Here is a 24,631-nt window from a genome sequence, read left to right as displayed (position 1 = left end):
CCGCTTTCGGCCTCACACAGAAAGCCGATGACCTGCTCGTCAGTAAAACGCTTCTTCACGTCCAATCTCCTTCGGGTAGGGAATTGGACTCCAAACTGCGGCGCTACTCAAAATCGGGGGGACGTCGCCAATTTCTCACTCTCAAACCTCCACTTCACACCTCGCGCAATGTCCGAAACGCATCCATATCGGCAAACGTACAAAAATGAAAACGCGGAATCGTGATAGGCCCCGAAGCGGCGAGTCGCTTGAGCCAGTGGCCGACTGCAGCACGGTAGTCAGCCTGCTCTGCAGGATCGAGCGTCTCGCACAGGTAGGCCAACGAGATATGAAACTGGAAGTTGGTGTAGTCCGGGCGCTGCAGCCGGGTCAGTGTCATCAATGCGTGGCGCGCTGTTTCCAACCGTTGTGCGGTCGGCGCGTTCGCAGGTTTCAGCGGGATGAGCAGATTGTCGTTGGCGCCAGTCTTTGCCGTTGCTGGATTGACCACAAAGCTGCATGCACCCAGCGGCGCAGCACTGCGTTGCGCCAGCCGCGATAAAAACGCAGCATTGATCTCGCTCAGTGCGACATCGCGGGCCATATCAGTTGGCCATGGCCCATGCGCGCGGTCGCTCTCGTTGACCCCGCCCAGCAAGGTCACGTGATAGCTGCTTGGCGGCAGTAGCGCGAACTTGCTGGCGAAGCGGTGCTCGGGCAATTCGCGATAGATGTCCAGCACGTGGTCGAAGCTGTCGTAGCCGTCGCCCTGCTGTTCGAGATGGCCAACGAACGTGTTGCCGGCAAACGGCATCGGCCGCCTGGAGTGCAGGAACTTGCGGCCCACATCCGGCGGTGGCGGTGTCTCGGCCAGCGTGGGCAGGGCGGTGGCCAACACCGCGGTACCTGCAACAGCGGCCAGCAGCTGGCGGCGGCTGAAGGGGGTATCCAGACATGACGACATGCACAGCTCCTCAGAGTTTGACGTTGACGCCGAGCATCACGGTGGGGGCCATCTTCCAGGCCGACTGCACGTATTCCTGATTGCGGCCGATGTGGTACTGGTAGCCCTGTCCAGCCAGGTTGAGCACGTCCAGACTCACGGCCACCGCTGGCGACACGTCCCAGGCCAGTTTCAGATCGATGCGGTCCAGCGGTTGCTGGTAGCGGTTGCGATAGAACTCCTGCTGGCTGCTGTAGTTGGGGTAGCGGTCGTCCCACAGTTCGCCGGTGCGGCTCCACGCCAGCGAGCTGCGCAGCGGCCCACGGGCATAGTTCAGGGTCAGGTTCCATAACTGCTTGGGCTGCTGCGGCAACACCGAGAGCGTGGTGCGCGAGCCATCGCCGAGCACCACCGGGTAGTCCACGTCCAGGAAGGTGACATTGGCGCCGACTGACAGCCCGGCAAGCGCGGGCAGCCACGGGCCCAGTTCCTTGATTGCGCCGAGTTCGGCACCGCGCATGCGCACCGGGCGGTCGGTGTTGCGCGGCTGGGTGACCAGCACCTGCTCGCCATTGATGGTCTGCAGCTGGCCGTAACGGAAAATCTCATCGTCGATGGTCTTGTGGAACAGCGCGATCGACAGCAGGCTGCCGCCATCGTCGAAGATCCAGTCGTGGCCAAGGTCCAGATTCTGCGAGCGGCGCGGCTGCAGATCCGGGTTGCCCTGGTTCAGCGTAGGCGGGGTGCTGCCCAGCGTGAGCACGCCGCCGTTCAATGCCATCTGGTCCAGGCGCGGTCGCCCGATCGAGCGGGACACTCCAAAGCGCAACGTGCCGTTGGCGCTGGTCTGCACCTGGCCGGCCAGCGACGGCAGCCAGTTGCGGTAGGTGCGCTGCGCGCTGACCGGGGTCGAGGTGGTTCCGCTCAGTTGCTGGCCGCTGCTGCCAAAGCGTGTCTGCTCCAGGCGCACGCCGCCGGCCAACCGCCAGCGCTCGCCACGCCACTGCGCCTGGGCAAAGCCGGCGCGTACCTGCTCATCCACGTCGTAAGTGCCGCTGTTCTGCGCGGTGGTGTCCAGGACCCCGCGCGCCTGGCCGGCAACGGCGTCCCAACGTGCGTCGGCCAGTGCCGGGTCGATGGTCAGCATCGGCATGTTGCAGCCCAGGGCGCAGGTCGGGTTGCCCAGCACATCGTCCAGCGCATACGGCAACCCGCTCCAGGTAGTGCGCTGGAACGCGGTCTGCATGTGCGTGCGCACCTGGCGCATGCCCAAGGCCAGGCCCAGCCCCTGGCTGTCTTCGTCCATGTTGCGACGTAGCTCCAGTTGCAGGTCGCTCACCCGTTCGGCGTAGGTCGTGCGTTCCTGCTGGTGGTTGAGGTTGCCGTAGCGGGTCGGGTCGTCGGCCAGCGCCGGGTTCAGAGGCGTGAATGTCGGCAGGGTGCCGCTCCAATCGAAGCCGTAGGCCAGGCGGTTCTGCTGGAAGCGGTCCCAGGTCTGCGGGTTGTCCACCGTGGCGCGCGAGGTGCTTGCCCGCAGGGCGCCGCGCCACTGCGCGGGCAGCTCGGCCAGCAGCTCGCCGTTGATGCCGGACAGCCCGCGCTTCCAGCGCAGTTGCCCTAACTCGACGAGTTGGTTGAGGTTGTCCAGCGTGCCGCTTTGCGGGCCGCTGCGGGTCAGGCGCGCGCTGTTCTGCACCTGGGCGGCCTGGGTATCGCGGTCGGAGGCTTCGCGCTGGCGGAACGTGTAGCCGGACACATGGCCGCTGAGCGGGCCGTCCGGCTGCCAATCCACGCGCATGGTCAGGCCGCGGCGTTCGCGGGTGTTGTCGTAGTTGTACCAGCGCCGTTCGCTGGGCACCGCCGCGCCGACGACGCCATAGGCCAGCGGCGCGCGCGTGCCGTCGGCGTTGTACCAGTTCAGGGCGCCGCCGTTTTCCTGCTGCGGCACCGATATCTCCCGGCGCCAGAGGCTGGCCGCACCCAGGAATGCAAACTCACCGTCACGCCCGAAGCGCTTGCCCCATTTCAGCTCGCCTTCGCCCACCGGCGTGCGGCCACCATAGCGGCTCCCCATCAGGTTGGCGCCGCCCTTGGCCGAGGCGGTCAGCAGGCCATCGGGGCGGGCAAAGCCGGTCGCGGTGACCAGATTGGTGACGCCACCGATCGCGCCGCCATCGTTTTCCGGCAGCAGCGACTTCACCACGTCGATGCGGTCGACGAAGTTGGCCGGCAGCACATCCATCAGCGCCTGTCGGCTGCCGATGTCGTTGCTGGCAAACGCAAAGCCGTCGATCAGCATGCTGTTGTAGTTGCCGTTGAGGCCGCGCACCGTCACGTAGCGTGGTTCGCCCTGGTACTCGACAGTGCTCACGCCAGTGACCCGGCGCAGCGCATCGCCCACGTTGAAGTCCGGCAATTGCCCGATGCTGTCGGCGGCGACCGAATCCACGATGGTGGCCGCGGCCTGCTTGGTGGCGATGGCACGCGTGTTCTGCGACTGGAAGGAGGTGCGGACCTGCACGGCATCCAGGGTCTGCGCCGAGGCATCGGCCGGCGCCTCGGTGGCCTGCGCCGGCGCGAGCATCCAGCACAGCAAGGCCATGCCCAGCGCGAATGACAATGTGCGACGCTGCGGAACGCTGGCCAGACCGGGCACAGACAGATGGGCAGTGGGAGAGGCATGTAACAGGCGCATGGCACGATCCGCGATGTCGGGCGGCCCCAACGTGGTAGCCGCAGGCGGATTAAATTAGTTTGCTTAATTTAAGCTTGTGTGACAACAACCGTCCTTTGCCCCTCCTATGTCTTCCTTCTTCGCCCAAGCAGCCATTCGTTCGCACTACCGCCGTCGCAGCGACGGGCAGGCCGCCGGTTCCAGCGAGCGTGCGTTGCTGGATCTGATCCGTAGCGCCGGCCAGGTGGAGCGTGCCGATCTGCCGCGCGCCAGCGGGCTCAGTGTTCCCGGCACCAAGGGCATCATCGACCCGCTGGTCGCACACGGCCTGCTCCAGCTCGGCCCGTCGCTGCGGCGTGGTCGCGGCCAACCGAGTGTGCAGCTGAGTCTGGTTCCCGGTTACGCGTTCAGCGTGGGGGTCTCATTGATGGTCGATGGCATCGCGGTGGTGCTGATCGACTTCGCCGGGCAGGTGTGCGGCATGCGCCAGCTCACGGCGTTCCCGCTGACGCTGGATCTGGTCGCAGCGCGGTTGCCGGAGCTGGTGGATCAGTTGCTGCAGGCAACCGGTGTAGACCGGCAGCAGCTGTTCGGGGTGGGCGTCAGCATGACCGGCCCACGCATCGGCGACGGCACGCGGGTCAATCCGCCGCTCTCGCTGGCCGCCGAATGGATGCAGGTCGAGCTAGACCGGTTCATCTCCGAACGTCTGCAGTTGCCGGTATGGATGGACAACGACGCCCATTGCGCCGCGTTGGCCGAAGCCTTGTATGGGGTCGGCCGCCAATGGCCGGATCTGGTCTATCTGTCGATCGCCGACGGGTTCGCCGCTGGCGTGATCGCCGCCGGCAGCGTGCAGCGCGGCGCGCACGGCAATGTCGGCGAACTGGGGCGCATCTCGGCCATGACCGGCAGTGCGCGGCCGACGCTGGAAAGCCTGCGCCAGGCGCTGGTCGCCGATGGCCATGTGCTGCCGGACCTGCACACCATGCTACAGCACTACGATGCGGCATGGCCGCAGATCGACGCCTGGCTGGATGTGGTGCAACCCACCGTGACGCTGGCGGTCGCAGCGATCATCGCGTTGATCGACCCGCGCGTCATCGTCTTCGGCGCGCGCTTGCCGACCGATCTTGCGCAGCGGCTGATCGCCCGTATCGCCTTCGAGCCCGCGCCACGGCGCGGCGTTGCATCGCCGTATCCGGCGTTACTGGTCGGGCAGGTGCAGGCACATGCCACGGTGCTGGGCGCGGCCTTGCTGCCGTTCAAGGAAGCGCTGTTTTAGCGCAGGCGCCGGGCCACATGATGCGGTGTGCCTAGGGCATCGTTTCGCATCGCAGCGGCATACTTCGCCTCGGTTGCGAATTGTCATATGGCACGCGCTTTACTGGTCGCCCGCAGTGCTCTTGAGGTCGTCATGCGTCTTGCTCCTTTGCAACCAGCCTCCACGCACACCACCGCGCTGGCAACACCAACGCACACCAGTGCAATCACCCCGATGGAGGTGCCGCACGTACCAGGCGGCGACCCGCCCTTGCGTGCACGGCCTCGTCGCCAGGGTGCCGTCGCACCACCGCTGGTGCCATTGAACGACAGCGCGATGACCGGCAAGCAGGCGTTGGTGGCGCTGGACGGCGAGTTTTCGGAGCAGCGGCTGGCTGAAGTGCAGGCAAGGCAGATCACGGTGCAAGCGCTGCAAAGCAAGCTGGCCACCCACCTCGCGCAAGCCGGTATCGCGCCCGAGAAGGACAGCATTGCAGCAAAGTTTGCAGCTGGAGAGCTGCAGCCGGTGTATCTGGATAGAGCCGCGTTCAACGCCCTGGCCAAGGCGCTACCCGAGTGCGCCAGTGCAGCGGCAGGCACGGTGCTGGTCGATACGCAGCAAGGCCGCATCATTTTCGATCTGCAGCGCGCATTTGCGTCTGGCGACACCTTCAGCGATGCAGCGCGTACCGCATTGCGCAAGGTGCTGGATCTGCGCGGTCATGGGCTGGCAACGCCGGACTGGCTGCAGCCCGCCACACCCACGCAGCCGCGTCGTAAGTTGCAGCACGCCGCGCGCTATCACGGCCGCGAGGTGCCGGCGCGCGATGGCGGCGCAGCGTTTTTCAAGGCCAACGACCATCATCTGGTAGCCGGCAAGGACGCGCTGCTGCGCAAGCACCGCAAGGAGCTGATCCACGAAAACTATTTCCAGGCGCCCAGCACGCGCGCGCTGGGCAAGGACGTGATGGTGCACCGGGGGTTGTTCGACAACCACGCCGGCATTCCGGAAAACTCGCTTGCCGCCATCGATCGCGCCTACGCACAGGGGTATCGCAATCTGGAGTTGGATGTCGAAGTCAGTGCAGATGGCGTGCCGGTATTGATGCACGACTTCAGTATCGGCCGCATGACCGACGACCCGCAGAACAGATTGGTCTCGCAGGTGCCGTTTGCCCAGCTGCGCGATATGCCGCTTGTGATCCGCAACCCGGCCGATGGCAACTTTATCAAGACTGATCAGACCATTGCCGCCGTGGAACAGGCGCTTGAGCTCGCGTTGCAAAAGCCGGAGGCGATGTCGGTGGCGCTGGATTGCAAGGAAGACACTGGCGAGGCGGTGGCGATGCTGCTAATGCGCCGGCCGGACCTGCGCCAGGGATCAGCGATCAAGCTATACGCCAAGTACTACACGGGCGGCTTCGATCAGTTTGTGTCCAATCTGTACAAGCACTATCAGATCAATCCGCTGCACTCCCAGGATGCGCCCCGCCGTGCTGCACTCCACCGGCTGTTGGCCAAGATCAATGTGGTACCGGTCTTCAGTCAGGGCATGCTGGCCGACCCGCAGCTGCGCGATTTTTTCCCGGGCAAGGACGATAGCCCCGAGGGGCTGGCCGAGACCGCAGTGCAATGGTTAGAAAGCTGGAACAAGATGCGCCCGGTCATCGTGGAGGCGGTGGCCACCGATCAGAAAAGCGCCGCGGGCAAGGCCATGGAACTGACACGCACACACTTGCGTCAGCCGGACTCGGCTTACGCGCAGGCGGCGTTTTCGTCCGGTTACCGGTATGAGGATTTCTCCCTGCCGCGCGCCAATCACGACAAGGACTATTACGTCTGGCGCAACTTCGGCGAGATGCAAAAGCTCAGCGGCGAAGCCTTTGGGGTTCAGCGCACCACCGCCGGTGCCTTTCGCGAGGCCGGCGAAAGCCTGTTGACCGACCAGCCCGAGGAAGAACTGCTCGCGCTGCTGGAAAACCGCACGCTGGCGCGTGGCCATACCGGCATGGAATTGGACCTGCCGCCAGATACTCCAATCGATACCGCGCGCGATGCGGCGATCGTAGAGCAGCGCACCCGCGAATTCCGCGCGGCATCGAAGCCGGTCGACCCGGACCTGGTGGCGGCAGTGCGCGAAGGCCGCGTCCTGGACCATAGCGCAGAACTCCAGCAGGATCCTGCGGCACGGCGCGCGGTGGATGCTCGCGCCGAATCGCTGGGAAGACTGGACGAGCAGTACCGCGGAGCACCGTTGACCCACTATCTCAACGCGCAGGCCGAACAGATCGAACCAGAGTATTGAGGCTGGTCAAGCGCTGCTGCGCTAGGCGCGTTACCGACATGCCGCCACACTTCCGGTCTGGGCGCTACACCCAAAGACGCAGATCGCAGGAGCGTCTTTCGACCACGACAATCACTGTCACCGCGTTCGAGCGCTCGCCCGATAGCAAGGAGCTGGCGCGTGACATCTGTGCGTGTTAGGCACTGGAAGAAAGGTGGGCCAACCTAAGGAGGTGCGCCCGCTACTGTGCCGTACGATCAGGGAGCCGGCGCACATTGCCATCCAGCAGCTCGACCATATCCCCATCTTCGAGCAGGCTGCCGCACGACGACGACGACGCCCGTGCCCGTGTCATTGCCTGGATGCAGGATCGGATGTGGGAGCCCCCTAAGAACGGACCGTTGGCCTAGAGTAGGGAGCAATAATTTAGAACATTCGAATAAGAGCGGGAAGGCCGTTGGATGATATCCCTAGCACACGCAAGCTGTCGGATCGGGGAAATGCAATAAGCCTTGTCCAGCGTAGCGCGAGCAGTCTGAGATCCGTGCTGAGCGCGGCTCAATAGATGGATTCGCTTTTTCTTCTGTCCGCTTTCGTGGCGGAGAAACATCACTCACTGCTCTCACTTGTACGGTGATGAATTCTATTGCTCGTTGCGTTGACCCAAAGCAGGCCACAGGCATGCCCTGCTCGCGCAGCGTCAGCCATGAAGCGTTCACTGCTTGCGCTGTGCCCTTATCCCAACCATGCCGCATCTTCACGGTAATCGCTGCTGCGAGCACGAGGGTATGGTCGGGTAGGCAAGACGCAACCAACGGCAGACACACTCCATCGCTACACGGAATCTCCTATTCCGTTAAGGAATGATCATTTCGCAATTGAAGCGCCCCGAATCTCCGGCTTGATGGCATTTTCGAGTCACTGACGACGACGCATGCCTCACAAGGTGGCCATGAATGCGAAGGCCCGCCTGAGCACTTCGATTGCACGCAAAGAATTTCACACTGTGTTTACCCGAACCGCTGATGGCGGCACGCAAGACGGTGTCTGCGTGCCGCACGTCGACCGTGGTCCCACGTTGATCGAGGCATAGGCTCTGCCACCAGCGATCCGTGCGCTGCAATCGCGGCTGGCACTGCTATGCGTCCATTGAATGATGTGCCGGCCGTCAACGCCACACATCAACAGCCCCGCAAGCCCAGGCGGCGGAACGCCGCCATTTCTCCCACAGCGAGGACATGCCGTGACGAAGATCCCTTCAGCTAGCACTTCCCAGCCAACGCGGTCGACGAGTGGAGAGGTGGTGATCGAAATGCCACCACTACAACAGCGCAACGAGACACCGTCACCTGCGGTGGACCCTGCACTGTCGGGCCTGGCTCGTAGGCCTTGCGGACGACGCAGCGACTCGGAACGCAGCGAAGGATCTGGCAACACTGCCGACAGACCCCAACACACCGGTAAGAGCCCGCTGCTGCATGCCAACGAGAGCAGCAGCGAGCACTTCTTCAAGACCGACGAGTCCTTTTCGTCGGCAGGACCTTCTTCCATTCCGCAACAATACTCTGCGCCTCCATATCCGCCAGTGCACACATCTGCAACTACCACCGCAACGACACGCACCGAGCGTTTGGGTGCACTGGCTGCATCGATCCGAACCGGCGCAGCGCATGGCGTGCGCACCGTCCTTGGACCGACCGCCACCGCGGTGATGGCTGCAGCGCGCGGCGCACTACCGATCAGTTTTGACAAGCAATACCTGGGCGCTGCGCTGGGGCACCTGGTGCACCAGTCCACTTCAGTGGGGCCGACCACCTTCGCGCGCGAGTTGCTGGGCGAGGGATTGTTTGCCGCTCTTCGCCAGCTCCCGCCCGAAGCGGTCGTCGCCCTGCAGGCTGTGTCGGGCACGCTGCAGATGGCGCTGCATACGCTGCGAAGCAACCGCGAGAAACGCAACTCAGACGCAGCAGCGCAAGGCTTCCACAATCTCAGTCTCGAACAATGGGATGCCTTGTCCGAAGACGAACGCAACGACAAGAAAGCCGAGCAGCAACATTACTCGGATCTGGTCACCCGGCTTGCGCTGGGCGGCATCCTGAGCAACATCGCCGTGGGTGCGGCCGGCAAAGCATCCGGCCAACCGGAGATGGCGGCCAGGCTGCTGGCCAGCGATCTGAAGATCGCCGCTTATGCCGCAGCGCGCGACACCATCCAGGCGACTTTCAAGATGGTGGGAATGGCCGGACCCACTAATGGCGGAATCAGCGATCCGCACATCACCAGCGCCGGCAGGTTCTACGGCATGGCCAACGTGCTGACCAACCTGGCATCGAACGAGCTGGCATCGCCGGACGTTGCAGCGGCCAAGCAGCGCTGGGCAGGGCTGAACTCGCCTTTCACCAAAGGCGAAGCAACCAGCGTCATCTTTCGTCAATCGGCAGTGAACGCCGCCTTGAACGTCGGCCTGGAAACGCTGGACTGGATCAACGTCACCCAGCACGAAGCCGACGAAGCCGGGACCAGGCAAATCTGGGAACCAGCGTGGAAAGCCAAGCGCGAGGATTACGAGCGGGTAATGGATCACTCGGTCGCACGCACGGCCGCCATCAACTCCAATATCGCGCTCGGTACCGCCATCAGCATGATTGGCGCCTGGGTCGGGTTGTCGCCTGCACGCAGCGGATTGCTCGCCAATACGGTAAGCGGCGTGGTCGCCGGCACGCAATACAAGACCATCGGTGCCACCTGGCAGGCCGAGGCGGCAGTTCGCGGCGCTGAAGCATCTCGCGCGCAGCCTGAATAGGCACAGCGCTCAAACCGCCGCGCTCGCCACCCGGTGGGCGCGGCGATGTACTCCACTACACGCTCTACTGCGGTCGCGACAGCGTCATTCGACAACCACACCGCGCCTGATCAGAATCGCATGAATGGCGTGCGCGTATTTATCGCGCTCCGCGGGCGTTTCGGAATGATAGGCGCCCACAGCGGCCCAGGTATTTCCGTATTTATTGGTCATCTCGCGCAGCCGCCAAGCGGCCACATACACGCTGACGCAAGGATGCATCAACGCGTCTCTGGAGATACCGTAACTGGAGAGGCGCCGTAGGTGGATCGAATTGATCTGCATCCTTCCATAATCGATAGTACCGTTGTTGTTGCGATGGATCGCATCGGCACGGCCACGCGATTCCTGCCACGCAATGGCGCGCAGCACCCAGGGATTGACATGTTGATAACTGGCGGCTTCTTCAAAACAGTCTGCGCGTGCGAGCGGCGCGGCGCATAGCAACGCCGCTGCAATCAACACGCGTCCCCGAGGCGCGGCAACATGCCGGGGCTGGTGCGCGCACCATCGTTTGCCCACGCGCATGTTCCTGGAGAACATGGCCCAATGCTTTGGACGCCGAACACGCGTGCCGTGCACGGACGGACACGTGGTCGGCGTATCGGTATCTGTCATGTCTGCCACCTGATCGTCGTTGATTCCAGCAACCCAGCGAAGTGGATACGCACCCCAGGTTGATCCGTCGCTCCGCCCTATCGCAATACCATAACAGCGCTGTGCACACGCACGCCCATGCTGGACGAAGCGCCTATGGCATAAACGAAATCGCAGCACGCATCGTTGTAACGCAGCTGTTCTCTTCTGTATTTCTGGCATTTTTCGGCAGCCAGGTTCGCAAGCAAAAGCGCGCTTTCGCGTCCTTGCAGATGTCTCGCGGTTGCCTCTTCTACCTTGCCGTCGGGGGCAGCACAGGGCTCCCATTACGATCTTGCCGAAGCAGCTTTCCGGCAATCGGCGGTGTATCCAGTTCACCCACATGAGACGGAATCAACATGGACTCATCTATCGGAAACAACTTCTCGAATTTCAGTAATTTTCAGACGATGGGCATCGGGCCCCAGCAATCCCATAATTCGAGTCAGCGCTCGCCTTCGGCTGACTCCGAGCAACAGCTGGATCAGTTGCTCGCCATGTTCATCATGATGATGCTCCAGCAGAGCCAGGGCAGCGATGCCAATCAGGACTGCGGAGACGAACAGCCGCAGAACGGTCAGCAGGACGGTCTGAGTCCGTTGACGCAGATGCTGATGCAGATCGTGATGCAGCTGATGCAGAACCAGGGCGGTGGCGGTTCGGTTAACAGCAGCCTGGGCAGCAACAGTTTCGGTGGCGGTTTCAACGCCAACCTGTCGAGCATCACCGGCCAAGCCTGATTGGCAATGCATGCAGGCTGCCGCGCCACGCGGCAGCCTGCATGTTGTTACAGCATCGGCTGCAACCCCGAAGCGTTGCTCAGGGCGAGACGATATGCGGGGTCAGCAAGAACAAGCGCTGCAAACGCTGCCCGCTCTTCTGGCGATGCTTGAACAGGTTACCGACCAGCGGGATCTTGGAGAGTCCGGGAACCTTGTTCAGAGCGGTCTGATCGGTATCGGAGGCATACCCGGCGATCAGCAGGCTCTGGCCTTCGTTGACGAATGCCTGGGTGGTGATCTCGCTGGAGGTGATGACGGGAATGCCATCGACGGTATCGGTGCCCAGCTGCCCGTCTTCGATACGCACATCCAGGCGCATCTGCCCATTGGGCGACCCCGGCACCACACTCGGCAGGACGCGTAGCGACACGCCCGCAGACAGGTTGTAGAGGTCTGCGGATGCATAACCGCTGACCCGCACGAATGCCTGCTGCTTGTGATCCATCACCGCTTCCACATTGTCCAGCGTCGCCACCTGCGGGGTAGACACGATCTTGGCCTTGTCGGTCTGCTCGAGCGCCGAGACGCGTGTCATCAGGTAACGCCCCGCATCCCCCAGAACCGCCGTCAGCGTGCCACCCAATGGAGCTGTTGCACCTGCCGCTGCGGCCCCGCTCAAGCTGCCATCGTAGCCAAGCTGGCCGCCACGCCCGTCGCCGGTCTGCACATCCACGCGCCGGCTGTGAAACCGCCAGTCGACACCAAGATCCTGCATGGCACCGTCGCGGATCTCGATGATGGTGGCATCGATCTGCAGCAGCTTGGGGCGGTTGTCGAGCTGCTGGATCAACGTGCCATAGGCGGCCATCCGCTCCGGGCGGTCGCGAATGAGAATTGCGTTGGTGCGCGGGTCGGCTTCGATCACCGGCGCGTCGGAGGCCAGCTCGCCACCGCTGCCGGCGTCCACCGACAGCGGCGTATCGCGGCGGGCCTGGCTCATCTCCGGCCACACGCTGGCCGGCGCATTGGCGCCATTGCCACTGCCCGGCAACGGCGGACTGACCGGCACCCGATCGGACGACGATCCGCCACCGAACCACGACGCAGGCAATCCGAGAATGCCGGTGTTGCTGCCACCACCGTTCTGGCCCTGACCGCCATTGCCGAAAGTATTGGACGAGCCACCGCCGATCGGTTGCACCCGCCCGAAATTGGCGCCCGGCCCGGGCCGCGCTGCTGCGGGCGCGCCACGCACGCCGTACATGCTACGCAACAAGCTGGCCATGCCCGGGACCTGGACGTCCTGCCCACCGATACGGGTGCTGTGATCGGCCGCCTGCGCATAATGCAGCTGAAACACCTGCACTTCGGTGGCATCGCGTTGGCGTGCGCCCTGCTCGACCTGTTTGGCGATCGCGGTGACGGTATCCACATACCCCGGCGGGCCGGACACCACCGCCACGTGCGCCGCCTCGTCGTAACGGACCGGAAAGCGCGGATCGTCCAGCCGCATGCGCGCAAGCGCATCGCGCAGCGCACTCGTCGATGCGGCGCCCAGATTCAAGGTCGCATTCTTGGTTTCGTTGGCGCCCCAGATTCTGAGCACGGCACCGTCGTAGTACCAGACGAAGCCGAATGTGGCAGACAAATCGTCGAGGAATTTCTGCGGGCTGGCTTCGAACTTGCCGCTGAGCGTGCCGGTCACTTCCGGTGATATCCAGGTGGTGACGGATTGACTGGCGGACAGGTCGCGCAGCACCTCCTTGAGATCCTTGTGGTCGGCAACGTATTTGAAGGTGCGCGAATGCCACGGCACCTGCGCGGCATTGGCATGCGGCGGCAGCAGCGGCAACAGGCCGAGCAGCAGTGCAGCGGCCAACGGTGCGCGGCGGTGGCGGTGAACTGGACTAGAGGCATATGCCATGGCGTTCCCTCTGCGAGGCAAGTGAAAGAAGTTGATAGCCGCAGCGCTTGGCATGCAGGCGCCGGCCGAAGGATTGCGTGCCGGATGCCGCCGAGCCGCGCACCAAGGCGTCGGCCGTACATCCAGCGGTCGTGCGCTCAGTGTAGGCAGCGCGCGGCTGGGAATGTCTCAACAAAGATCAGTGCGATACGCCTCCCTTTCCGCTCATGGTCGCGGCATCGTGCAGCTGCTGCTGGAAATGCAGGAACCCGAGTGCTTCACCGAATTGCGCGATGAACACGCTGGTCAGCAAGGCGAGCAGTAGCAACGCCAGCACCCCACGGATCGGCTGACTCAGATTTGAAGGTTCCAGCTTGTCGGCGGCGCGCGCCACAAAGCCGATGGCCAGATCCACCAGCACCAGCACCAACATCACCGGCGCGGACAGCTTGACGATTGCCGCCATCATGCCGTCGGTCTGCTGGATAACGAACGACTCGGCAACCGCCCCGATGTCCGGCGAGAGCTGGCTCAGTGGCCACCAGCGAAACGATTCGAACAACGCGCCGAGCAGCATCAACATGCCGCCCAGCGCGTAGAACGATACGATCGCCAGCTGCATCAACACCGTGGAGACCGGCGTGCTCTGCTGCCCGCTGAGCGGATTGGTCATCTGTACATTGTTATAACCGGACAGATCGTCGATCAGCAGGCCCACGCTCTCGGCGATCCAAAACACTGTCGATGCAGCAAAGCCAATCAGCAGGCCAATGAAGGCTTCCTTGAAAACCACCCCCACCAGGCCGGACGCCTGGATCCTCGCCAGCGCGTCAGCCGGTTGCCCATACGCGATGAACGAGCTCAGCACATAGATCACGCCGTTGCGCGCCATACCGGGAAGGCTGTCCTGCGCGGTTGCCGGCAGCACGGAAAACATCACGAACACACGCACCCCGCACAGCGCCAGCAACGTCACCAGCGACAGACCCTGCGATGAAAGCGCCAGCAACGCGTTGGCGGTGTCGTTCATCGCGCCACCCCGGGTGCGGCACGATACGCGCGCAGTGCCACCAGCGCTTCGATCGCGTCTTCTTCCTCTGCCGCTTCGCGGTGCGCTTGCCGGGCACGGCGCGCACTGGCAGCTTTTTCTGCATACATCTGCGCCTGTGCCTGCAGCTTGCTCACTGCCTGTTGCACGGATGCAAGCTCGTCGCGTGCGCTCTGAAGCGCCTGCCCGGCCGTCGCGAGCGCTTGTTCGGCTGCGTGGCAGCGCTCTTGCAGCACTGCGCGGAAGCGCTCGTGCTGCAGGATGGTGTCGATACCGATCGGCTCACCCGCACCGGCCTTATCGACCAGCGCAGCGTCGAACGTGGCCAGGCGCGTGGTGCAGGCGTCGGCCTCCTGACTGCAATTGGCGCGTTCGCGCTCGCACTGTTCCAGCGCATGCTTGCACTCGCTCAGGCGCTCCTGCATACGCTCGCAGCGGCGCGTCTTCAGCTGCTGCAATGTTGTCCAGGTGTTCGCACGCTCACGCATCGTCGATCACGTTTGCAAGCTGCTCCAACGTGGCTTCATAGTCACTGAGCTCATCGGTGGGCTGGCTGAGGAAATCGCGAATTGCATCGATCCTGGCGATTGCTTCGTCGGCGACTGTATCGCTGCCCTGGCGGTATTCGCCGACCTGCAGCAGGGTCTCCACATCGTTGTACTTGGCCAGCAGGCGCCGCAACTGGCCGGCGTCCTGGCATTGCTGTGCGGACACGATCTGGCTCATCACCCGGCTCAGGCTGCCCAGCACGTCGATGGCCGGGTACTGGTTCTTGGCAGCGATCTCGCGCGAGAGAATCAGATGCCCATCCAGGATACCGCGCACTTCTTCGGCGATGGGATCGCTGCCGGTGTCGTCTTCGGCCAGCACGGTGTAGAACGCGGTGATCGAGCCGCTCTCGCCCATGCCGGCACGTTCAAGCAGGCGCGGCAACTCGGCGAACACCGACGGTGGAAAGCCGCGACGCGTCGGCGGCTCACCGGCGGCCAGACCGATCTCGCGCTGCGCGCGGGCAAAGCGGGTCAGCGAGTCCATCATCAGCAGAACGCGCATGCCCTGATCACGAAAGTACTCGGCGATGGCGGTGCCGACGTAGGCGGCCTTGGCGCGCTCGATGGAGGAGCGATCGGAGGTCGCACACACCACCACGCTGCGTGCCAGGCCCTCTTCGCCAAGAATCATCTCGATGAACTCGCGCACTTCGCGCCCGCGCTCGCCGATCAGCACGATCACATTGACATCGCATTGCGTGCCGCGCGCGAACATGCCCATCAAGGTGCTCTTGCCTACGCCGGCTGCAGCAAAGATGCCCATGCGCTGGCCTTCGCCCAGCGTCATCAAGCCATCGACGATCCGCACGCCGGTCGGCATGGGGTGTTCGATCAACTGCCGGCGCATCGGGTCGGGCGCCTGCGCCTGGATCCGTACCCAGGTATCGCAGGCAACCGGTCCCTGCCCGTCCGCAGGCTCGCCCAGGCCATCGAGCACGCGTCCCAGCAGCGCCGATCCGACCGGCACCGCCAGTGGCCGCCCCAATCCGATCACACGTGTCTCGCGCGATAACCCGACCAGCTCGCCGAACGGCGCCAGCAAGGCGAGATTGCGACTGAACCCCACCACCTCGGCGCGCTGCAACAGGCTGCCATCGCGCTGGCGCAACTCGCACACCTCGCCCAGGCTGACCTGTACACCGGCCACCTTGAGCATGGTGCCGATTACTTCGACCACCTTGCCGTAGCGGCGGCCGAACGCGAGCGCGGCTAATTCGCGCTCGAGCGCCGTCTCCAGCAGCGGCATCTCAGCAAGCATCCGACACCGCCTGCGGCGTGGCCAACACCCGGCGAATGACTCGCCGGAGACTGCGTAGCTGATCACGCAGATCGGCCTCGAACACGCCGGTATCCCATTCGCACACGCAGGCGCCCGGCGCCAGACTCGCGTCGCCGCACAGCTCCACCGGCATGCTCCAGCCTGCGGCCGCCGCGGCCTCATCGAAGGCGCGCCGTGCGTCGTCCAACGCATCGTGATGCACGCTCACCCGCAGGGACTTCGCCTCGTCCAGGGCGCCCTCCAATGCCTGTGCGGCACGCGCATACAGCGCGACGGGATCGTGCCCGTGGACGACCTGTTCGCACGCGCGCGCGACGATCTCGGCCAGGCGCTCGCGTGCACGCTGCGCGGCTGCCTCGGTGGCGAAGGCATGCCGCAGGCCGCGCTCGTTCCACGTATCGAGCTGATGGCGCAGCCCCGCTGCATAGCCCAGGCGTGCGCTGCGCTCGGCCTTGTCCTGGGCATCCTTGAGGATCGCCTCGGCCTGCTGTTGCGCCTCGTCGATCAGCGCCTGTGCACGTGCCTGCGCATCGGCCAAGGTCTGCGCGCAACGTGCGTGCACCTGCGCGGTTGCCGCATCCAGTGCCAGCACCGAGGCCAACGCCTCGCGCGGAATGACATCGCAGTCCAGGCCGACCGCCTCGGGTGTGGACCTCAGCCACAGACGCATGGCGGCTCCGGCAACAGGGTGGGAAGCGCGTGCAGGAATGCAGTGCTCTCGCCGTCTGCGGCGACAGGCGCCACTTGCGCAGCGCCCAGCGGCAAGGACAGCGCCAGCAGCTTGGCCACGCCGGGATCGGGCCACACACCATCGGCCTGCAGCCGACGCCAGCCATCCCCGATCCACGCCACCTGATCGGCATCGCGCGGCAACAGCGGCATGGGCAGGCCGGTGACCGCGCGCTGGCGCACATGCTCAAGCACCGCTGGCCCCACAAGCTGCTCGAACCAGTCCAGACGCTCGCGCTCGATGCAGCGGCGCAGCGCCAATCCGCGCGAGAACAGGGCACGGCTGATCAGCACCTTGGCCAGCGAGGCGGGCGTGAGCAGGACCAGCGTGCTAGCCGGCGGATCGAGCGCCGCAAGCGGCAAGCCCGACCACCCCGACCAGACCTGAATCACGCGCAAACGCCGATGCACAGGCGCCTGCGCCCAGCCCATCGCTGCGACCGGACCAAGCCAATGCGCTACCCGCGCGGCATCCAGCGATTGCGCCAATGCCGCCAGCATGGCCGTCCAGCGTTGAATCCACCGTACTGTGTTGTCGATCCGTGCGTTGTCCATCCGCTGACCTCAACCGGCATTTTTTCTGGTCAACGCGCGCAGGCGCTGCCAGCCGCCCCAGCGGCGCGCATCGGCGCTCGGCCACCAATACAGCGCTGCCGCAGCAACCGCCACGCACAGCGCCAGCGCGCTTCCGACCAGCCATGGCCAAGGCCAGGTACGTGGCGGCGCCGATGCGGCGAACTGCGCATCGTTCTCCGCACCGCCCGGCACCAGCGTGACGCTGACGTTTTCGTAGGTCAGTCCTTCCACGCTGTGCATCACCAAGGTCTTGATGTTAGGCACCAGACTGGTCAGATCGCTGCCGACACGGAACTTGATGAACACCGCGGCGCTGGAGGGCTTGACCGATGACGAGAGCGGGTCGTTGTTGGGGAGCACAATTCCCACGTCGGCTGCGATCACGCCATCGATATTCGACAAGGTCTGCGACAGCTGCTGCGAAACGCCATAGATGAAACGCACGCGTTCTTCGGTAGGTGTGGAGATCAGGCCGTCTTTCTTGAACATCTCGCCGAGATTGGAGTGCCTCTCATGCGGCATGCCGTGCGCGCGCAGCAAGTCAAGCGAATACGACACCTGATCGTGCGGTGCATTGACCGCCCAGGTCTTGCCATCATCCGGCGTGACCTTTTCCGCATCCACACCGGCGCGCAGCAGTACCGCAAGCATGTCATTGGCATCGTTCTCGGTGAGCCCGGAATACAGCTGCTGACTGCAGGCAGACAGCAGCAGTGCCACCAGCAACACCACCATGCATCTGAGCGCGCGCATGCTATTGGTTCTTGAACAGTGTCTGCACGGCGTTCTTGCCCGACTGCGCCACGCCGACGCTGACATTGAGGTTGAAGCCGACCATCGTCAGCTCGTGCATCAACTTTATCTGTTGCGCCGTCATTTCCTGCAGCCCCATGGTTGGCGCCTGCATGCTGAAAGCATCGATATGCTCGGTCATGGTGCGCACGCCATCATTCTGCACATCGATCACCCGGCTCATCATGCTGGGCTCTCCCACACGCTGCATGGCAGGCGGCAACGGACTTGAAGACTGCATCAACGCTTGAAAGCGGTTGACCAGCGCCTGGTTCGGCGCCGCCGCCGTCGGCGATAACGCTTGCGTGGAAACACCGCTACCTGCGGTGATCGGTGGGACGGGTGGAATGAGCGTCATGACATGCTCCGGCGGGGTCGGGTCTGGCGATGCTCAGGCGCGCAAGTACTGCGCGTTGGGAACTTCCATCTGTACCGGGGATTCAATCTGCGCCTCCACTGGCTCGGGCGTCGGGGTGTAGCGTCCGGACAGCGCCTTGACCAGGCCGACCGCGTCGGCATCGGCGTCCTCTTCGATCAGCCCCTCTGCAATGCCATGCCACGACTGGTCGCCCACTGCAAACAGGCAGCACGCGTACAAGGCCTTGCACAACGGCTTGGAACCCGCATCGGCCTCCAGCTCACGCAGCAGGCGGGCGCCCTCCAGATAATTGCCGCGTTTGATCGAAATCCACGCATCGAAGGTATCCAGCGCCTTAAGCTCCGGCCGCAGCACCCGAACTGCGGCCAGCACCGCTGCGGCCTCGTCGATTTTTTCGTGGGTCAGCCCGACCGTGATCAGCTCGATCAGACCACTCACGACCGCGCCGGGGCATTCGATCTTTTCCATACAGCACCTCGTCATTCAATGGCTGCGGACAGCATGCGTGCATAACGCTACGCGTCCGCGCCCAGCAGAAGTTTTCAGAAGCGAACATCGGAATACTTTGGCGAACAAACCTTACTGACTTCGCCGACCTGCGCACACGTTCGCCTCAGAAGCGAATTGTCGGGCAACGGCTCAACCACAATCCGCACGGAGTGACAGCGGCCGGAGAGCACCATGTCGGATGAGAAGACCGAGAAGCCGACCGAAAAGAAACTGCAGGACGCGCGCAGGGATGGGGAAATCCCGATCAGCCCGGACGTAACCGCAGCTGCGGTGCTGCTCGGTGCTCTGTTGGTGATGAAACTGGCCGGCAGTTACTGTGTCGAGCACATGCGCACATTGATGTCGATCGGCTTCGATTTCACCGCCAATACACTCGATGCAACAGCCATGAACCGCGCGCTCGGTCGCATCGCCATCCAGGGAGTGTTGCTGATACTGCCGTTCCTGGTCGCCTGCCTCGCCGCCGGGTTGATCGGCACTTTTCTCCAGACCGGTCTGAATGCCTCGCTCAAACCGGTGACGCCCAAGTTCGATTCGCTCAATCCCGTGAACGGCGTCAAAAAACTCTTTTCGTTACGCAGTCTCATCAACCTGCTGAAGCTGGGCGTCAAGGCCATCCTGATCGGTGTGGTGCTGTGGTTCGGGATACGCGCGCTCATGCCGATGATCATCGGGCTTGCCTACGAGCCTACGCCTGACATCGCCCAGATCGGCTGGCGTACGCTGGGCACGCTGTGCTCCCTGGCGGTTCTGGTGTTCGTGTTGGTTGGCGCAGCGGATTGGAGTGTGCAGCACTGGCTATTCATCCGCGACAAACGCATGAGCAAGGACGAGCAGAAGCGCGAACACAAGGAAAGCGACGGCGACCCGGAAGTGAAGGGGAAGCGCAAGGAATTTGCCAAGGAACTGGTGTTCGGCGACCCGCGCGAACGGGTCGCCAAGGCCAAGGTGATGGTGGTCAATCCGACCCATTACGCGGTCGCACTCGCCTACGAGCCGGACGGCTTCGGCCTGCCGCAGGTCGTTGCCAAGGGTGTGGACGACGGTGCGCTGGAACTGCGCGCATTTGCGCACAACCACGGCATTCCGATCGTGGCCAATCCACCGCTGGCGCGTGCGCTGCATCAGGTCGAACTGGGCGACGCTGTGCCCGAGGCGCTGTTCGAAACGGTGGCGGTGGTGTTGCGCTGGGTGGATGAACTCGGCCGCGACCACGACGACGGCAGCAGCCCGCTGTCCTGCTAGGAGATCGCATGCGCTTGACACGGTATTTTGCATACAGCGGCGAAGTGGCGATCGCCGCCCTGGTGGTCGCGGTCATCGGCTTGATGATCCTGCCGCTGCCCACCCCGTTGATCGATACGCTGCTGGGCATCAACATTACCCTGAGCGTGGTGTTGCTGATGGTCACGATGTACGTGCCCGACTCGATCTCGCTGTCGTCGTTTCCCTCGTTGTTGCTGTTCACCACGCTGCTGCGGCTGTCGTTGAACATCGCGTCGACGAAATCGATCCTGCTGCACGCCGAGGCTGGCCATATCATCGAGAGCTTCGGCGAGCTGGTGGTGGGCGGCAATCTGGTGGTGGGCCTGGTGGTGTTCCTGATCATCACCACGGTGCAGTTCATCGTGATCGCCAAAGGCTCCGAACGCGTTGCCGAAGTCGGCGCGCGCTTCACCCTGGATGCGATGCCCGGCAAGCAGATGAGCATCGATGCCGACCTGCGCGGCGGCAATCTGACCGCGGACGAAGCACGCCACAAACGCGCGCGGCTGGCCATCGAGAGCCAACTGCACGGCGGCATGGATGGCGCCATGAAATTCGTCAAGGGCGATGCGATCGCCGGCCTGGTGATCACCATGGTCAACATCCTGGCCGGCATCGTGGTCGGCGTGACCTACCACGGCATGAGCGCGGGCGAGGCCGCCAACCGCTTTGCGATCCTGTCGGTGGGCGATGCGATGGTGTCGCAGATCGCCTCGCTGCTGATCTCGGTGGCGGCCGGCGTCATGATCACCCGCGTGGCCAACGAGAACGAGACCAAGATCAGCTCGCTCGGGCTCGACATCGGCCGCCAGCTCACCAGCAACGCGCGCGCCTTGCTGGCAGCGAGCGTGCTGCTGGCCTGCTTTGCGTTCGTGCCGGGATTTCCGGCGCTGCTGTTCCTGCTGCTGGCGGCGGCGGTCGGTGCCGGCGGCTACACGATCTGGCGCAGGCAACGCGACATCAGCGGCACTGACCAACCGACGCTGCCATCGACCAGCCGCAAGGGCGCCAAAGGCGATGCGCCGCACATCCGCAAAAGCGCGCCCGATTTCGCCTCGCCCTTGTCGATGCGGCTGTCGCCGCAACTGGCTGCAAGGCTCGATCCGACGCTGCTGGATAAGGCGATCGAAAGCGAGCGCAGGCAATTGGTCGAGCTGCTAGGGTTGCCGTTCCCGGGGATCGCGATATGGCAGAGCGAATCCCTGCAGGACCTGCAGTACGAAGTGTTGATCCACGACGTGCCCGAGACCCGTGCCGAATTGAGCGACACCGCAGACATGCAAAAGGCACTGGCCCAGCAGGCCATTGCGCCGCTGCATGCACGCGCGCACCTGTTCGTCGGCATCCAGGAGACGCAATGGATGCTTGAACAGGTTGGCGCGGACTATCCCGGGCTGGTCGCCGAGGTCAACAAGGCGATGCCGGCCCAGCGCATCGCCGATGTGTTGCGACGGCTACTGGAAGAACGCGTCCCGGTGCGCAACATCAAGAGCATTCTGGAGAGTCTGGTGGTGTGGGGGCCCAAGGAAAAGGATCTGCTGATGCTCACCGAGTATGTGCGCTGCGATCTCGGCCGCTATCTTGCGCATACCGCGACCGCAGGCACCGGGAACCTGCCTGCAGTGATGCTCGACCATGCTGTGGAGCAACTGATCCGGCAGTCGATTCGCGCCACTCCGGCCGGCAATTTCCTGGCCCTGCCACCGGAGCAGGCCAGTCAGCTCGTTGAGCAGGTGGAGCGCATCGTGGGCGATCACGCACGGCATCCACTGGCGGTGGTCGCATCGATGGACGTGCGCCGTTATGTGCGTCGCATGATCGAGGCGCGGCTGGGTTGGCTGGAGGTCTATTCGTTTCAGGAATTGGGCGCGGAGGTGCAGCTGCAGCCGATCGGCAGAGTGGTCGCCTGATGCGCAAGCCGCCTGTCCGCCATGTGCGCATCCTGCCGCTCGCCGGTGCACCGCTGCGGCCGGCGGCTCCGGCAACGCCGCTGCGGCTGGCGCAACGCGCCAACTTCATGCAATTACGACGACGTTTGACTGGCGCGCAGCTCGCGGTACCGGACGCTCTGTTGCCGCAGGAGTGCGACGACTATCCGCCGCAGCCCGACGTTGAGGATGCTGGGGATATGGATGTGGATGTGGATGTGGCAAACGAAGAGCATGACCCTGCGCAGGTGCGAAGCGACCCGTCATTGTGTCTCGATCAGGGTCACCATCGACAGATCGCTCGAGGCAATGACAGCGACGCGCTGGGGCGGCAGATCGCTACCGAGTGGATCCGCACTCAGCGCGCGCAGATGGCCATCAATCACATCGCGCTGCGCGTGGCCGAGTTCTGCAACGCCACGCAGGTACGCGGCGCAGGCACCTGGGAGGCGTGGCTGGACATCAACCACGACCTGCTTGCGCTAACCACCTTGTTTTTGCGGCTTTCGCCAGACCAGCTATCGCTTCGCTTCAACACCGGCTCGCCGGACGCGCGCGAGGTACTTTGCACCGAGAAGAAGCGCCTGGATACCGCACTGAAGGCCACGCTGAGTGACACGCTCCAGCTCAGCATCGAGGTTGTCTGACGCCGCACACGCGGCAGCATCGCCATAAGGAGGGATCCCGTCTTGCCAACCGATCCAGGCCTAGCTCCACCGGCACGTACCCTCTCTCAGGCACTGAGGCAGGTACCGGCCGCGCGCGCGCAGCTGGGCAGGTTGCTCGGTGATGCGCGCGCCGCACTCCGCTGCGGCTTCATCACGCACTGCCGCGGCATCCACGCCGTGGACGCGGCGCGGCTGCGGCTGCAGTTGGACAGCGGCAGCATGGATCTGCGGATCGCCACACGCGATGGTCTGGCGCTGCTGTTGAACGAAGCCGACGAGGCACTGCGCGTGTCGATTGCCGGGGTGCTGTTGAGCGATTGCCTGAGCGCTTTCGCACCGCTCGGTCTGGGTAATGCCGAGGTCGTCGCCTTCGAGCGCGATGCAGAGCCCGCCGATTCCCCCGGCATCGGCATCACGCTTGGCGACATCGACGCGATCGCCGAGACCGCCAGCCCACTCCTGCTTGCCGCACTGCAAGCGGCCAATGCTGCGCTGACGATGCCAACACCTCTGCCGGCCTGGTTGGCCGCACTGCGGGTGAACACGCGCCTGCGCATCGGCAAGCGCACCGCATCGGCAGCGCTGCTGCAATCGCTGCGCACGGGCGATGTCTTGCTGCACGGCATTGCCTCGGCTCCGCTGCGCAGCGGCGAACTGCTCTGGGGCATAACGGGAGGCGCAGTCTTGCGTGCCCCGGTACGCCTGAACCTGCAACAGATGATTCTGGAGACCACACCCGCCATGCAGCACGATATCTCCGAGCAAGAGGCCTCACCACCCACCACCGATGTGGCAGCACTGGAACTGCCGGTGCAGCTGGAAGTGGACCAGCTGGCACTGCCGCTGTCGATGCTGTCGGGCCTGCAGCCCGGCCAGATCCTCGAAATGTCGGTGCCGGTGGATCAGGCCGACGTCCGCCTGGTGGTCTACGGCCAGACCATCGGCATCGGCAGGCTGTTGGCCGTGGGCGACCATCTTGGCGTGCAGATCCTCAGCATGGCGGAGACCACGCATGCAGATGCCTGACGTCGGGTCGCTGCTGCTGGTGGTCATCATGCTGGGGTTGCTGCCCTTCGCGGCGATGGTGGTCACTTCCTACACCAAGATCGTGGTGGTGCTCGGCCTGCTGCGCAATGCCATCGGCGTGCAGCAGGTGCCGCCGAACATGGTGCTCAACGGCGTCGCGTTGCTGGTGTCTTGCTTTGTGATGGCGCCAGTGGGCATGGAGGCATTCAAGGCCGCGCAGAACTACAGTGCCGGGGCAGACAACAGCCGCGTGGTGGTCTTGCTCGACGCCTGCCGCGAGCCATTTCGGCAGTTTCTGCTCAAGCACACCCGCGAGCGCGAAAAGGCTTTCTTCATGCGTTCTGCGCAGCAGATCTGGCCCAAGGACAAGGCTGACACGCTCAAGGCTGACGATCTTCTCGTGCTGGCACCGGCATTCACGCTCAGCGAATTGACCGAGGCGTTCCGCATCGGCTTTCTGCTGTATCTGGTGTTCATCGTCATCGACTTGGTGGTGGCCAATGCATTGATGGCGATGGGGCTTTCGCAGGTGACGCCGACCAATGTGGCGATCCCATTCAAACTGCTGTTGTTCGTGGCGATGGATGGCTGGTCCATGCTGATCCACGGCCTGGTTCTGAGTTATCGGTGACG

Annotated in this window: 21 protein-coding genes; 9 read left to right on the top strand and 12 right to left on the bottom strand. The window is 63.9% G+C overall.

Translation table 11 applies throughout. The features are described 5' to 3' along the window. Positions 1-154 precede the first annotated feature (154 nt). Both A7D16_RS09425 and A7D16_RS09420 read right to left on the bottom strand, forming a co-directional pair. Positions 155-943, bottom strand: coding sequence for a DUF1868 domain-containing protein (locus tag A7D16_RS09425; protein ID WP_064631990.1), 789 nt, complete (start codon positions 941-943; stop codon positions 155-157). 10 nt (positions 944-953) lie between these two features. Next, the gene (locus A7D16_RS09420; protein WP_064632002.1) at positions 954-3,617 is read right to left on the bottom strand and encodes a TonB-dependent receptor; all 2,664 of its coding nucleotides are present in this window, start codon (positions 3,615-3,617) and stop codon (positions 954-956) included. A gap of 106 nt (positions 3,618-3,723) precedes the next feature. Between A7D16_RS09420 and A7D16_RS09415 the strand changes: the two genes are divergently transcribed. The 3 genes from A7D16_RS09415 (at position 3,724) to A7D16_RS23725 (ending at position 9,946) form a co-directional block, all read left to right on the top strand. Further along, a complete protein-coding gene (locus tag A7D16_RS09415) occupies positions 3,724-4,881 on the top strand; it encodes an ROK family protein (protein WP_064631988.1) in 1,158 nt (385 codons plus the stop codon). 132 nt (positions 4,882-5,013) lie between these two features. Next, on the top strand, positions 5,014-7,164 hold the full coding sequence (avrBs2, locus tag A7D16_RS09410) for a type III secretion system effector avirulence protein AvrBs2 (protein WP_064631986.1): 2,151 nt from the start codon (positions 5,014-5,016) through the stop codon (positions 7,162-7,164). Positions 7,165-8,818: 1,654 nt separating this feature from the next. Beyond that, positions 8,819-9,946: a hypothetical protein gene (locus A7D16_RS23725; protein ID WP_239686976.1), complete on the top strand. Its 1,128-nt coding sequence runs from the start codon at positions 8,819-8,821 to the stop codon at positions 9,944-9,946. A gap of 84 nt (positions 9,947-10,030) precedes the next feature. Here A7D16_RS23725 and A7D16_RS09400 read toward each other — a convergent pair whose 3' ends face one another. Continuing rightward, positions 10,031-10,513, bottom strand: a complete 483-nt coding sequence (locus A7D16_RS09400; protein WP_239686977.1) for a lytic transglycosylase domain-containing protein — start codon at positions 10,511-10,513, stop codon at positions 10,031-10,033. Positions 10,514-10,980: 467 nt separating this feature from the next. On the opposite strand from A7D16_RS09400, the gene xopA reads away from it, so the two are divergent. Beyond that, positions 10,981-11,361: a XopA/Hpa1 family type III secretion system protein gene (gene xopA / locus A7D16_RS09395; RefSeq protein WP_064631982.1), complete on the top strand. Its 381-nt coding sequence runs from the start codon at positions 10,981-10,983 to the stop codon at positions 11,359-11,361. 79 nt (positions 11,362-11,440) lie between these two features. On the opposite strand, the gene sctC is transcribed toward xopA, so the two are convergent. The 9 genes from sctC to A7D16_RS09350 all read right to left on the bottom strand — a co-directional run bounded on the left by sctC (position 11,441) and on the right by A7D16_RS09350 (position 19,068). Beyond that, positions 11,441-13,267 (bottom strand): type III secretion system outer membrane ring subunit SctC, encoded by a 1,827-nt coding sequence (sctC, locus tag A7D16_RS09390; protein ID WP_064631980.1) that lies wholly within the window; start codon positions 13,265-13,267, stop codon positions 11,441-11,443. Between the two features lie 178 nt (positions 13,268-13,445). After that, entirely contained in the window at positions 13,446-14,276 is an 831-nt protein-coding gene (gene sctT / locus A7D16_RS09385) for a type III secretion system export apparatus subunit SctT (RefSeq protein WP_064631978.1), read from the bottom strand. Continuing rightward, a complete protein-coding gene (locus tag A7D16_RS09380) occupies positions 14,273-14,782 on the bottom strand; it encodes a type III secretion protein HrpB7 (protein WP_064631976.1) in 510 nt (169 codons plus the stop codon). Before A7D16_RS09380 ends, sctT begins: the two co-directional genes overlap by 4 nt. Then, positions 14,775-16,103 carry a type III secretion system ATPase SctN gene (gene sctN / locus A7D16_RS09375; protein WP_064631975.1) on the bottom strand — a complete coding sequence of 443 codons (1,329 nt, stop codon included), beginning with the start codon at positions 16,101-16,103 and terminating at the stop codon, positions 14,775-14,777. Before sctN ends, A7D16_RS09380 begins: the two co-directional genes overlap by 8 nt. Next, positions 16,093-16,794, bottom strand: a complete 702-nt coding sequence (sctL, locus tag A7D16_RS09370) for a type III secretion system stator protein SctL (RefSeq protein ID WP_064631973.1) — start codon at positions 16,792-16,794, stop codon at positions 16,093-16,095. Before sctL ends, sctN begins: the two co-directional genes overlap by 11 nt. Then, on the bottom strand, positions 16,779-17,408 hold the full coding sequence (locus A7D16_RS09365) for a type III secretion protein HrpB4 (protein ID WP_064631970.1): 630 nt from the start codon (positions 17,406-17,408) through the stop codon (positions 16,779-16,781). The genes sctL and A7D16_RS09365 overlap by 16 nt, the downstream gene beginning before the upstream one ends. A gap of 9 nt (positions 17,409-17,417) precedes the next feature. Beyond that, on the bottom strand, positions 17,418-18,182 hold the full coding sequence (sctJ, locus tag A7D16_RS09360) for a type III secretion system inner membrane ring lipoprotein SctJ (protein ID WP_064631968.1): 765 nt from the start codon (positions 18,180-18,182) through the stop codon (positions 17,418-17,420). A 1-nt stretch (position 18,183) separates the two neighbouring features. Then, complete coding sequence (locus A7D16_RS09355; RefSeq protein WP_064631966.1) at positions 18,184-18,579, bottom strand: type III secretion protein HrpB2; 396 nt, start codon at positions 18,577-18,579, stop codon at positions 18,184-18,186. A 33-nt stretch (positions 18,580-18,612) separates the two neighbouring features. After that, on the bottom strand, positions 18,613-19,068 hold the full coding sequence (locus A7D16_RS09350; RefSeq protein ID WP_064631963.1) for an HrpB1 family type III secretion system apparatus protein: 456 nt from the start codon (positions 19,066-19,068) through the stop codon (positions 18,613-18,615). A 213-nt stretch (positions 19,069-19,281) separates the two neighbouring features. On the opposite strand from A7D16_RS09350, the gene sctU reads away from it, so the two are divergent. The 5 genes from sctU to sctR are packed head-to-tail and all read left to right on the top strand — an operon-like array spanning position 19,282 to position 24,629. Continuing rightward, positions 19,282-20,355: a type III secretion system export apparatus subunit SctU gene (gene sctU, locus A7D16_RS09345; RefSeq protein ID WP_064631961.1), complete on the top strand. Its 1,074-nt coding sequence runs from the start codon at positions 19,282-19,284 to the stop codon at positions 20,353-20,355. 8 nt (positions 20,356-20,363) lie between these two features. Further along, complete coding sequence (locus A7D16_RS09340) at positions 20,364-22,286, top strand: FHIPEP family type III secretion protein (protein ID WP_064631959.1); 1,923 nt, start codon at positions 20,364-20,366, stop codon at positions 22,284-22,286. Further along, the gene (sctP, locus tag A7D16_RS09335) at positions 22,286-22,951 is read left to right on the top strand and encodes a type III secretion system protein SctP (RefSeq protein ID WP_064631957.1); all 666 of its coding nucleotides are present in this window, start codon (positions 22,286-22,288) and stop codon (positions 22,949-22,951) included. The genes A7D16_RS09340 and sctP overlap by 1 nt, the downstream gene beginning before the upstream one ends. Positions 22,952-22,993: 42 nt before the next feature. After that, on the top strand, positions 22,994-23,998 hold the full coding sequence (gene sctQ / locus A7D16_RS09330; RefSeq protein WP_374053764.1) for a type III secretion system cytoplasmic ring protein SctQ: 1,005 nt from the start codon (positions 22,994-22,996) through the stop codon (positions 23,996-23,998). After that, complete coding sequence (gene sctR, locus A7D16_RS09325; protein ID WP_064631955.1) at positions 23,985-24,629, top strand: type III secretion system export apparatus subunit SctR; 645 nt, start codon at positions 23,985-23,987, stop codon at positions 24,627-24,629. The genes sctQ and sctR overlap by 14 nt, the downstream gene beginning before the upstream one ends. Positions 24,630-24,631 lie beyond the last annotated feature (2 nt).

Origin of the sequence: Xanthomonas nasturtii, assembly GCF_001660815.1 — a bacterium.
GTDB lineage: Bacteria > Pseudomonadota > Gammaproteobacteria > Xanthomonadales > Xanthomonadaceae > Xanthomonas > Xanthomonas nasturtii.
Note: the sequence above shows the minus strand (reverse complement) of the source record. Positions and strands in the feature narration are given on the sequence as shown.